Below are 11,305 nucleotides of genomic sequence, written 5' to 3'. Positions count from 1 at the left end.
GGGGGCGGCGGCGGCGGGGGGCCCCCCCCGCCGGGGGGGGGGGGGGGGCCGCGCGCCGGGGGGGGGCGGGGGGGGGGGGGGCGGGGGGGCCGGCCCGGGGGGTGGGGGGGGGGGGGCCCCCTCTCCCCACGTCGTTCTCGTTCCCGGTCAGTCGGCGCTGAACTCGTCGACCTTGTACGGGCGGGTGCCCTGCGCCTCGGACTTGATGATCGAGGTGCGGTTCTTGAAGAACCGGTCGGCGTCCAGGTCGTGCTCCTGGAGGAACTCCAGGGTGGCGGTGTGCACCGCGTTCAGCACCGGGACGGAGGCGTTGAGGGCGTTGTCGACCATCGAGCGGTTGTTCCAGGCGGTGCCGACCCAGGAGTGCCGGAGTCCGAACGGCTCGGGCAGGACGAGGCCGCCGCCGAGCCAGCCGAGCAGGCCGGGCATCTTGTGGAAGGGGGCGCGGACGGCCTGGCGGACCACCTCGTCGTTGTCGATCAGGGGGAGCTTGACGGTGCGCTCCTCCCAGAACTTCACCGTCTTGGCGACCGACTTCTCCTTGTCCTTGGGCTTGTCGAAGAAGACGCCCTTGACCGGGCCGAGCGCGTAGCCGGCCACCGAGATGCTGAGCACGTTGGCGAGCAGGGTCACCGTGACGGTGAAGGTGATGATCAGCTTGCCGTCGTGGGTGATGAACTGGGTGGCCAGGTAGTGCCGGGGGCCGCCGGGGAAGGTCTGCTTGTCGGCGAGGCTCTGGACGGCGAAGTCGCGCATCCGCTCGCCGTCCATGTCGGCGCCACCGGGGCGGCTGATCTCGTCGGCGCCCTCGCTGATGTCGAAGACCGCCCACTGCTTGACGGCGACGTTGGGGATGCCGCTGTTGGCGACGTGGCTGATCCCGAGACCCTTGAGGTGGGCGGAGATCCGGCGGATCAGGTCCCACGGGTGGAAGGCCCGGAAGTCGGCGTGGCCCTCGGCGGGGTGCAGGGTGTCGGCCAGGCGCCACTCGCCCCAGCGGCGGCCGGCACCGAGGATGCCCTTGGGGCCGGCGTAGTGGTGGACGTTGGTCTCCTGTTCGGCGTCCAGCCGGCCGAGCTTGTCGCGCAGCTCGTTGGCCTTCTTGTCCAGGTCGTCGCGGGGGACGGCCTTGGCGACGGTGGCGGCGACGGCGCTGCCCTCGACCAGGGCCTGCCAGCGGGAGCGGAGGTCGGTGGCGGAGCGTTCGACGATCCGGCGGGCGAGGTACCAGCCGAGCACCGGGGCGAGCATGGTGATCCGCAGGTAGATGCCGAGGAAGCCGGCCGCCGGGGGCCGGAGCAGCAGGAACCCGGCCAGGACGGCGGCCGCGATCAGGGCGAGGGCACCGTAGGTGTCGGCTCCCCGGGCGTTGTCCCGCTTGAGCCAGGCGCGCAGCTGGAAGGCGCCGAGCCAGATCAGGGTGCCGGGGAGGAACAGCAGGCCGGTGACGACGGTGACGGTGCTGAGCTGCCGGTCGCGGGCGTGCCGGAGTTCCTCGGCGGCCAGGCAGTGCTCGACGACCTGGCGGGTGTCGACGCCGAAGGAGGGGACGAGGGGCTTGCGGTCGCCGCCGAGGGCGCGGGAGATCAGGGCCTTGCTGTAGGCCTCGCCGAGGTTGGGGCGGAAGAGCGCGAAGCGACCCTTCTTCTGCTTGGCCTCGGGGACGTCGGTGACGAACTTGTCGATCTCGCCGTCGCGGTAGGCGGCGGAGGAGAGCGCCTGGGTGACGGCCGTCTGCGGGCCGGTGTCGGTCCGGGGTATCTGCGCACCCGGGGTCATGTCGAGTGTGGCCACGGTGGCGTCTGCTCCTCCCCTTGTCAGCGGCAGGTTACCGTGCCGTGGCACCCCTGCGCGGATGATCGTCTGAACTACCGTCACGAAGCGGTGCGTTCCGGCCGCACCCGGGCTCGAGGGGCATGATGCCCAGCTTCGGCCGGGTCGATACCCGCCCGGGCCGTCGGCGTGGGGGTGGAGGAGGATGGGAGGTGAAGGCGATGAAGGGGGTTGTCGTGGTGAAGGATCCGGTGCTGGTCTTCGACGGGGACTGCGCGTTCTGTTCGTCCTGCGTGCGCTGGGGGGAGCGGTACCTGCGGCAGACGCTGGCCTCGGGTGGCTGGGATTCGGTGCCGTTCCAGTTCGCGGACCTGGCGGAGCTGGACGCGCTGGCGGGCGGTCGCGGCGAGGTGTCGGCCGAGCGGGCCGAGCGCGAGGTGCTGTGGGTGACGCCGGCCGGCCGGGTGTACGGGGGCGCGCAGGCGGTGGCGCGGTTGCTGCTGCGCACCGGGGGCGCGTGGGCGTACCTGGGCGCGCTGTTGACCTTGGCGCCGGTGCGGCCGGTGGCGGGTGCGGTGTACCGCTGGGTGTCGCGCAACCGGCACCGGATGCCGGGGGGCACGGCGGCGTGCGCGCTGCCGAACCGGAAGGCCGCTCAGTCGGTGTAGCGCTCGGCCAGGGCGGCGGGCATGGGTTCGTGGCGCAGGTAGGCGCGGGAGAACTCGGCGGTGCCGTGGGTGAGCGAGCGCAGGTCGACCGGGTAGCGGACGAGTTCGAGTTCGGGGACCTCCGCGCGCAGCAGGGTCAGCCCCTGGCCGCCGGTCTCGGTGCCGAGGACGCGGCCGCGGCGCGCGGAGAGGTCGCCGAGGACGGCGCCGAGGTACTCGTCGGGCAGCAGGACGCTGACGGCGGAGACGGGTTCGAGCAGGCGGATGACGGCGTGCTCGGCGGCGTCGCGCAGGGCGAGGGCGGCGGCGTTCTGGAAGGAGGCGTCGGAGGAGTCGACGGAGTGCGCCTTGCCGTCGGTGAGGGTGACCCGGATGTCGACGAGCGGGAAGCCGGTGGCGACGCCCTTGGCGAGCTGGGCGCGGACGCCCTTCTCGACGGAGGGGATGAAGTGCTTGGGGACGGCGCCGCCGACGACGTGTTCCTGGAACTCGAAGCCGGAGCCGGCCGGGAGGGGTTCGACCTCCAGGTCGCAGATGGCGTACTGGCCGTGGCCGCCGGACTGTTTGACGAGCCGTCCGTGGCCGGCGGCGGCGGTGCCGAAGGTCTCGCGCAGGGCGACCTTGGGCTCGACGGTGTCGACGTGGACGCCGTGGCGGGTGCGCAGCCGGTCGAGGACGACCTCGGCGTGGGCTTCGCCGGTGCACCAGAGGACGAGCTGGTGGGTGTCCGGGTTCTGTTCCAGCCGTAGGGCCGGGTCCTCGGCGGTCAGCCGGGTGAGGGCCTGGGAGAGCTTGTCGTCGTCGGCCTTGCTGTGGGCTTCGACGGCGATCGGCAGCAGGGGTTCGGGGAGGGTCCAGCCGTCGAGTTCGACGGGGTGGCCGGGGTCGTGGACGGTGTCGCCGGCCCGGGCGCTGGTGAGTTTGGCGGCGCAGACGAGGTCTCCGGCGACGGCGTGCGGGACGGGGCGCTGGAGCTTGCCGAAGGGGCTGGTGAGGCCGGTGACGCGTTCGTCGCCGTTCTGGTCGGCGGTGTGGGCGGGGCCGGCGAGGTGGATCCGGCTGTCGGGGCGCAGGGTGCCGGCGTAGAGGCGCAGCAGGCTGATCCGGCCGACGTAGGCGTCGCCGGTGACGCGGACGACCTGGGCGGCGAGCGGGGCGTCGGGGTCGCAGGCGGGGGCGGGGCGGGTGCGTTCGGTGGGGTTCGGGAAGGTGTGGGCGATCAGGTCGAGGAGTTCGGCGGCGCCGAGGCCGTTGTCGCTGGTGGGGACGGCGGGGTGGAGGGTGCAGTCGAGGACTTCGCGGCGCATCCCGGCTTCGAGGGAGTCGGCGTCGAGGGGGTCGCCGGAGAGGTAGCGCTCCATGAGGGTGTCGTCCTGGCCGGAGATGGCTTCGACGAGGCTGTCGTGGGCGGGGCCGGTGTCGGGGAGGGGGTCGGCGTCGCCGTAGGTGTCGCCGGTGAGGAGGTCGACGCTGCCGTCGGGGTGCCCGTCGTGGAGGACGGGCAGGAAGAGCGGGCGCAGGGTGTCCGGGCCCAGTTCGAAGGCGTCGTGGCAGCTGGTGAGGATGTCGTCGAAGCCGGCGCGGGCGAGGTCGAGTTTGGCGACGGCGATGGCGCGGGGGATGCCCTCGGCGGCGCACTCGCGCCAGAGGGCGCGGGTGGGGGCGGTGACCGGGTCGGTGGCGGAGACCACGAAGACGGCGGCGTCGGCGGCGTGCAGGGCGGCGCGCAGGTCGGCGGCGAAGTCGGGGTGGCCGGGCGGGTCGATCAGGTTGATCTTGACGCCCTTCCACTCGAGGGGGAGCAGCGAGAGCTGGACGGAGCGCTGCTGCTGGTGCTCGATGTCCTCGTGGTCGGAGACGGTGGTGCCGTCGGCGACGCGGCCGGGGCGGCCGGTGGCGCCGGCGGCGAGGGCGAGGGATTCGGCGAGGGTGGTCTTGCCCACACCGCTGGAGCCGACGAGGACGACGTTGCGCAGGTCCGTGGGGCCGGTGACGGCGGGTGCCTGGCCGGCTCGTGCGGTGCTGCGGTCGGGCATCGGGGTCTCCTCCCGTGGCGCCGAAGCTGTCCTTGGCAGTTTAGGGTCGGGGCCTGTCGGGCGCGTGTCGTGCGGGGGGTCGCAGCCGGGGGTCGTGGCCGGGGGGCGTCCGGCGGTGCGTGCGTCGGAGCGTGTCCCGGGCGTGGCTACGATGGGTGCGCCGGGCGGGCTCATTCGTCCGGCCGTCTGCCGCGCGTGTTGCGCCAGGCGGGTACCTGGGAGATCGGAGCGGCTGGGAAGGCCATGCTCAACAAATACGCGCGTGCCTTCTTCACACGTGTTCTGACCCCGTTCGCCGCGTTCCTGATCCGGCTGGGCGTGAGCCCGGACGCCGTGACGCTGATCGGTACGGCCGGTTCGGTGGCCGGTGCGCTGGTGTTCTTCCCGCGCGGGGAGTTCTTCTGGGGCACCATCACGATCACGCTGTTCATCTTCTCGGACCTGGTGGACGGGAACATGGCCCGCCAGCTGGGCCGGACCAGCAAGTGGGGCGCCTTCCTGGACTCCACGCTGGACCGGGTCGCGGACGCGGCGATCTTCGGCGGTCTGGCCATGTGGTACGCGGGCAAGGGCGACAACGACCTGCTCTGCGCGGTGGCGATCTTCTGCCTGGCCAGCGGCCTGGTGGTGTCGTACACGAAGGCGCGGGCGGAGAGCCAGGGCCTGCCGTGCGACGTGTCGGGGCTGGTGGAACGGGCCGAGCGGCTGGTGATCAGCCTGGTGGCGGCCGGGGTGGCCGGTCTGCACGTGTTCGGGGTGCCGTACGTGGAGTGGCTGCTGCCGGTGGCGCTGTGGCTGGTGGCGGCGGGCAGCCTGGTGACGGTGGTCCAGCGGATGGTGACCGTGCGCCGTGAGGCGTTCGAGGCCGACCGAGCGGCGGCCGGGAGCTGATGGGGGGCGTTCTGCGGTGACGGACCGACTGGTGTACTGGGCGTACGCGCTGGGCTGGGCGGTGTTGAAGCACCTGCCGGAGCCGGTGGCGCGGTGGCTGTTCGACCGGCTGGCGGACTACGCCTGGCGTCGGCGCGGGCCGCGGGTGCGGCAGCTGGAGGCGAACCTGCGCCGGGTGCGTCCGGGCCTGCACGAGGCGGCGCTGCGGCGGTTGTCGCGGGCCGGGATGCGCTCCTACCTGCGGTACTGGATGGAGTCCTTCCGGCTGCCGGTGTGGAGCCGGGAGCGGGTCCTGCGGGACGTCCAGGTGGACGGCTACGAGCACCTGCGGGAGGTGCTGGACTCCGGGCGGGGCGCGGTGGTGGCGCTGCCGCACATGGGCAACTGGGACTTGGCGGGCACCTGGATAGCGCAGCTGGGCCACCCCTTCACGACGGTCGCGGAGCGGTTGAAGCCGGAGCGGCTGTTCGACCGGTTCGTCGAGTTCCGGGAGGGGCAGGGCATGGAGGTCCTGGCGCTGTCCGGCGGCGGGGTGAACGTGATCGGCACGCTGGCGCGGCGGCTGCGCGCGGGCAAGCTGGTGTGCCTGGTGGGGGACCGGGACCTCTCGGAGGCCGGGATCGAGGTGTCCTTCTTCGGTGAGCCGACCCGGATGCCGGCCGGGCCGGCGGCGCTGGCCCAGCGGACCGGCGCGGCGCTGCTGCCGGTGACGCTCTGGTACGACGGTCCGGTGCTGCGGGGGGTCATCCACCCGGAGGTGCGGGTGCCGGAGGAGGGCGACCGCAAGGCGCGGACGCTGGCGATGACCCAGGCGCTGGCCGACGTGTGGCAGAAGGGGATCGGCGAGCACCCGCAGGACTGGCACATGCTGCAGAAGTTCTGGCTCGCCGACCTGCCGGCCCGTGAGACGGTGCGGGGAGAGTCCGCGGCGGTGCGCGCCGCCGCCGTGAAGGAGCCCGCCGCCGAGGCCTCCGGCGCCTGAGTCCGGCCCGTACGACTGCCTGAAGGAAGCTTGAGGAACCCGTGAAGATCGGCATCGTCTGCCCGTACGACTGGGACGTCCCCGGCGGGGTGCAGTTCCACATCCGGGACCTCGCCGAGCACCTGATCGGTCTGGGGCACCAGGTGTCGGTGCTGGCGCCGGCCGAGGACGACGAGGCGCTGCCGCCGTACGTGGTCTCGGCGGGGCGGGCGGTGGCGGTGCCGTACAACGGGTCGGTGGCCCGGCTGAGCTTCGGCATCCTGTCGGCGGCCCGGGTGCGGCGGTGGCTGCGCGAGGGGCGCTTCGACATCCTGCACGTGCACGAGCCGGCCTCGCCGAGCCTGTCGATGCTGGCGGCCTGGTCGGCGACCGGGCCGATGGTGGGCACCTTCCACACCTCGAACCCGCGCTCGCGGGCGATGATCGCGGCCTCGCCGATCCTCCAGCCGGGGCTGGAGAAGATGCGGGCCCGGATCGCGGTGTCGGAGTACGCCCGGCGGACCCTGGTGGAGCACCTGGGCGGGGACGCGGTGGTGATCCCCAACGGGGTGGACGTGGGGTTCTTCGCGGAGGCCGAGCCGGACGAGCGGTGGACGGGCGGTGCGGCGGCGGGGGAGCCGGGCACGATCGGCTTCATCGGCCGGATCAACGAGCCGCGCAAGGGCCTGCCGACGCTGCTGGCGGCGCTGCCGCGGATCCTGGCGGAGCGGCCGGGGGTGCGGCTGCTGGTCGCCGGCAAGGGCGACGAGGAGGAGGCGGTGGCCGGCCTGGCGCCCGAGGTGCGCGCGCAAGTGGAGTTCCTGGGCATGGTCTCGGACCGGGAGAAGGCCCGGCTGCTGCGCAGCGTGGACCTGTACGTGGCGCCGAACACCGGTGGCGAGAGCTTCGGGATCATCCTGGTCGAGGCGATGTCGGCGGGCGCCCCGGTGCTGGCCAGCGACCTGGACGCGTTCAAGCAGGTGCTGGACGGCGGGGACGCCGGGGAGCTGTTCCCGGTGGAGGACGCGGACGCGCTGGCCCGTACGGCGCTGCGGCTGCTGGGGGACCCGGGGCGGCTGGAGGAGCTGCGCAAGGCGGCCTCGCGGCACGTGCGGCGGTTCGACTGGTCGACGGTCGGCGCGGACATCCTGGCGGTGTACGAGACGGTGACGGCCGGGGCGGCGGCGGTGGTCGAGGAGGACGAGCGCAGCGCTCCGAGCCGAAGGACGCGCCGGTGACGAAAGCGAGGGGCGAGTCACAGGCCCTGGCCCGGGACTGACGGCCGGGGCGTGGGTGGCGCCCGGTGTCGGTGGGGTTAGGGTCGGGCCGACCGCACCACTGTGACCCCTGGGGGAAACGATGCCGCAGATCTCCGTCGACTACTCGTCCGGCCTGGCCGGGTCCTTCGAGCGCCGGGCGCTGGGCCTGGCGATCAACCGGCTGGCGGAGGAGACGATCGACGCCAAGCCGGGGTCCTGCAAGACGCTGTTCCGGCAGAGCGAGGACCTGGTGGTCGGCTCCGACGGGCCGGTGGGCGACGCCCAGGTGTACGTCGAGTTCCAGGTGTTCCCGGGCCGTACGCCGGAGGCGAAGGCGGCGCTGAGCGAGGGCGTGCTGGCGCTGCTGGCGCAGCACGTGCGGCCGGCGCCGGGGACGCGGCTGTTCACCGCGGTGAACATCGCGGACATCGACCGGGAGAGCTACCGCAGCGGAGTCGTCCAGGGCTGACACCGGGCGGGTCGGCCGGTGACACCCGGTAACGTAGCGGACCGTGACTACCTGGATCTGGGCCGGCGTGGCCGTGGTGCTGTTCGGCATGTACCTGAGTTGGACGGCCGGCCGTCTGGACCGGCTGCACGCCCGGATCGACGCCGCGCGGGCGGCGCTGGACGCGCAGCTGGTCCGGCGGGCCTCGGTGGCGATGGAGCTGGCGACGTCCTCGCTGCTGGACCCGGCGGCCTCGCTGCTGCTGCTGGACGCGGCGCACGCGGCCCGGCAGGCCGATGACGAGCAGCGCGAGGTGGCGGAGAGTCAGTTGAGCCTGGCGCTGCGGGCGGTGTTCGAGGAGTCGGAGCAGGTGGCGGCGCTGGTCGCGGAGCCGGGGGGCGACGAGGCGGTTCGTGATCTGACGGCCGCGGTGCGGCGGGTGCCGATGGCCCGCCGGTTCCACAACGACGCGGTGCGGGCGGCGCGGGCGGTGCGGGAGCACCGGCTGGTGCGGTACTTCCGGTTGGCGGGCAAGGCGCCGTTCCCGCTGGCCTTCGAGATGGACGACGCCCCGCCGCCCGCCCTTACGCCCGAGGGAGCGCCTGCTTAGGCTGTCCTCGGATACGGCCCGTTTGTCGCATCCCGTCGTCCGGGCTGGACTTGGTGGCGCATGGTTGGGCCATCCGATCTGCCTACCATAGGGCGATAGCACTGGTTAATCTTCGAGTGAGGTCTCACGTGTCCACCACCCCCACCACCGCAGACCAGCCGCAGATCGGTACCGCCCGGGTCAAGCGCGGCATGGCCGAGCAGCTCAAGGGCGGTGTGATCATGGATGTGGTCAACGCCGAGCAGGCGAAGATCGCCGAGGACGCCGGCGCGGTGGCCGTCATGGCGCTGGAGCGGGTTCCGGCCGACATCCGCAAGGACGGCGGCGTGGCCCGCATGTCCGACCCGAACATGATCGAGGAGATCATCGAGGCGGTCTCCATCCCGGTGATGGCCAAGTCCCGCATCGGGCACTTCGTGGAGGCCCAGGTCCTGCAGTCGCTGGGTGTCGACTACATCGACGAGTCCGAGGTGCTGACCCCGGCCGACGAGGTCAACCACTCCGACAAGTGGGCCTTCACCACCCCCTTCGTCTGCGGCGCCACCAACCTGGGCGAGGCCCTGCGCCGCATCGCCGAGGGTGCGGCCATGATCCGCTCGAAGGGCGAGGCCGGCACCGGCAACGTCGTCGAGGCCGTCCGCCACCTGCGCCAGATCAAGAACGAGATCGGCCACCTGCGGGCGCTGGACCACAACGAGCTGTACGCCGCCGCCAAGGAGCTGCGCGCCCCGTACGAGCTGGTCAAGGAGGTCGCCGAGCTCGGCAAGCTGCCGGTCGTGCTGTTCTCCGCCGGTGGCGTGGCCACCCCGGCCGACGCCGCGCTGATGCGCCAGCTGGGCGCCGAGGGCGTCTTCGTCGGCTCCGGCATCTTCAAGTCGGGCGACCCGGCCAAGCGTGCCGCCGCCATCGTGAAGGCCACCACCTTCTTCGACGACCCGAAGATCATCGCGGACGCCTCCCGCAACCTGGGCGAGGCCATGGTCGGCATCAACTGCGACACCCTGCCGGAGACCGAGCGCTACGCCAACCGCGGCTGGTAACCACCCCGCCCTTCGCCCGGCCCGCCGCAGCGCCTCGGTGTGCGGCGGGCCGCGCCGCGTCCTTCCGTAGTAACGATCGATAGAGGTTGAAGACCGTGAGCACTCCAGTCATCGGCGTCCTCGCCCTCCAGGGCGACGTCCGCGAGCACCTGGTGGCGCTGGCCGAGGCCGACGCGCTGGCCCGTCCGGTGCGCCGCGCCGAGGAGCTGGCCGAGGTCGACGCGCTGGTGATCCCCGGCGGGGAGTCCACCACCATGTCCAAGCTGGCCCTGCTGTTCGGCGTGATGGAGCCGCTGCGCGAGCGGGTCGCGGCCGGCCTGCCGGTGTACGGCACCTGCGCGGGAATGATCATGCTGGCCGACAAGATCCTCGACGGCCGGGAGGACCAGGAGAGCGTCGGCGGCATCGACATGACGGTGCGCCGCAACGCCTTCGGCCGGCAGAACGAGTCCTTCGAGTCCGGCCTCGCCTTCAAGGGCCTGGAGGAGCAGCCGGTGCACGGCGTCTTCATCCGCGCCCCCTGGGTCGAGGCGGTCGGCGCGGGCGTCGAGGTGCTGGCGGAGCTGCCCGGCGCCGACGGCCCGGAGAGCCGGATCGTGGCCGTGCGCCAGGGCAACCTGCTGGCCACCTCGTTCCACCCGGAGCTCACCGGCGACCACCGCGTGCACGCCTACTTCGTGCGGATGGTCGAGGAGCACCTCGCCGCCCGCTAGGCGGTGGTGGCCGTGTGCGTCCCACCGGTGACGACACCGGTAAGATCTCAGCTGTTTCATTTCCATTTGGCGACGTAAAGGAGCTGGCGATGTCCGGCCACTCTAAGTGGGCTACCACCAAGCACAAGAAGGCCGTGATCGACGCCAAGCGCGGCAAGCTCTTCGCCAAGATGATCAAGAACATCGAGGTGGCGGCGCGTACCGGCGGTCCCGACCCGGCGGGCAACCCGACCCTCTACGACGCCATCCAGAAGGCGAAGAAGAGCTCGGTCCCGATCGACAACATCAACCGCGCCGTCAAGCGCGGTGGCGGTCTGGAGGCCGGCGGCGCCGATTACCAGACCATCATGTACGAGGGCTACGGCCCGAACGGTGTCGCCGTCCTGATCGAGTGCCTCACCGACAACCGCAACCGCGCGGCCTCCGACGTGCGCGTCGCGATGACCCGCAACGGCGGCTCGATGGCCGACCCGGGCTCGGTGTCGTACCTGTTCAACCGCAAGGGCGTCGTGATCGTCCCCAAGGCCGACGGCGTGGACGAGGACAAGCTGTTCGAGGTCGTCCTCGACCAGGAGCCGGAGGAGATCAACGACCTCGGCGACTCCTTCGAGATCGTCTCCGAGGCCTCCAAGATGGTCGCCGTGCGCACCGCGCTGGTGGACGCCGGTGTCGACTACGACTCGGCCGAGGCCAACTTCCTCCCGAGCATGCAGGTCGAGCTGGACGTCGAGGGCGCCCGCAAGATCCTCAAGCTGATCGACGCGCTGGAGGACAGCGACGACGTGCAGAACGTCTTCGCCAACTTCGACATCTCCGACGAGGTCGGCGCGCAGCTCGACTCCGAGTGACCCGGCGTCGCCCGTACGTCGGTGAGTGATCGTTCTCACTGCCCGGCCCGGTGGTCCC

General features: G+C 72.4%; 11 protein-coding genes. 9 read left to right on the top strand and 2 right to left on the bottom strand.

Features of this window, described 5'->3' with window-relative positions; all coding sequences use genetic code 11:
• Positions 1-147: 147 nt before the first annotated feature.
• Entirely contained in the window at positions 148-1,794 is a 1,647-nt protein-coding gene (locus ACIQWA_RS23635) for a hypothetical protein (protein WP_402485411.1), read from the bottom strand.
• Between the two features lie 200 nt (positions 1,795-1,994).
• Between ACIQWA_RS23635 and ACIQWA_RS23630 the strand changes: the two genes are divergently transcribed.
• Positions 1,995-2,441, top strand: coding sequence for a thiol-disulfide oxidoreductase DCC family protein (locus ACIQWA_RS23630; RefSeq protein ID WP_402485408.1), 447 nt, complete (start codon positions 1,995-1,997; stop codon positions 2,439-2,441).
• Here the strand turns inward: ACIQWA_RS23630 and ACIQWA_RS23625 are convergent.
• Positions 2,429-4,477, bottom strand: coding sequence for an elongation factor G-like protein EF-G2 (locus ACIQWA_RS23625; RefSeq protein ID WP_402485405.1), 2,049 nt, complete (start codon positions 4,475-4,477; stop codon positions 2,429-2,431). The genes ACIQWA_RS23630 and ACIQWA_RS23625 overlap by 13 nt on opposite strands.
• Before the next feature lie 243 nt (positions 4,478-4,720).
• Here ACIQWA_RS23625 and pgsA point away from each other — a divergent pair, with 243 nt between their 5' ends.
• From pgsA to ACIQWA_RS23585, 8 genes are all read left to right on the top strand, one after another.
• Positions 4,721-5,368, top strand: a complete 648-nt coding sequence (gene pgsA / locus ACIQWA_RS23620) for a phosphatidylinositol phosphate synthase (RefSeq protein WP_360230134.1) — start codon at positions 4,721-4,723, stop codon at positions 5,366-5,368.
• Positions 5,369-5,384: 16 nt separating this feature from the next.
• Complete coding sequence (locus ACIQWA_RS23615; protein WP_402485402.1) at positions 5,385-6,350, top strand: phosphatidylinositol mannoside acyltransferase; 966 nt, start codon at positions 5,385-5,387, stop codon at positions 6,348-6,350.
• A gap of 41 nt (positions 6,351-6,391) precedes the next feature.
• Positions 6,392-7,567 carry a glycosyltransferase family 4 protein gene (locus ACIQWA_RS23610; protein ID WP_360230130.1) on the top strand — a complete coding sequence of 392 codons (1,176 nt, stop codon included), beginning with the start codon at positions 6,392-6,394 and terminating at the stop codon, positions 7,565-7,567.
• Positions 7,568-7,688: 121 nt separating this feature from the next.
• The gene (locus ACIQWA_RS23605; protein ID WP_402485399.1) at positions 7,689-8,057 is read left to right on the top strand and encodes a 5-carboxymethyl-2-hydroxymuconate Delta-isomerase; all 369 of its coding nucleotides are present in this window, start codon (positions 7,689-7,691) and stop codon (positions 8,055-8,057) included.
• A gap of 43 nt (positions 8,058-8,100) precedes the next feature.
• Entirely contained in the window at positions 8,101-8,646 is a 546-nt protein-coding gene (locus tag ACIQWA_RS23600; protein ID WP_402485396.1) for a hypothetical protein, read from the top strand.
• A gap of 128 nt (positions 8,647-8,774) precedes the next feature.
• Positions 8,775-9,686, top strand: coding sequence for a pyridoxal 5'-phosphate synthase lyase subunit PdxS (pdxS, locus tag ACIQWA_RS23595; protein WP_030286348.1), 912 nt, complete (start codon positions 8,775-8,777; stop codon positions 9,684-9,686).
• 95 nt (positions 9,687-9,781) lie between these two features.
• Positions 9,782-10,399 carry a pyridoxal 5'-phosphate synthase glutaminase subunit PdxT gene (pdxT, locus tag ACIQWA_RS23590; protein WP_402485393.1) on the top strand — a complete coding sequence of 206 codons (618 nt, stop codon included), beginning with the start codon at positions 9,782-9,784 and terminating at the stop codon, positions 10,397-10,399.
• 89 nt (positions 10,400-10,488) lie between these two features.
• The gene (locus ACIQWA_RS23585; RefSeq protein ID WP_360230121.1) at positions 10,489-11,247 is read left to right on the top strand and encodes a YebC/PmpR family DNA-binding transcriptional regulator; all 759 of its coding nucleotides are present in this window, start codon (positions 10,489-10,491) and stop codon (positions 11,245-11,247) included.
• Positions 11,248-11,305 lie beyond the last annotated feature (58 nt).

The organism is Kitasatospora sp. NPDC098652 (assembly GCF_044760155.1).
GTDB lineage: Bacteria > Actinomycetota > Actinomycetes > Streptomycetales > Streptomycetaceae > Kitasatospora.
The sequence above is the reverse complement of the archived record's forward strand: the minus strand, read 5'-3'. Positions and strand labels throughout refer to the sequence as shown.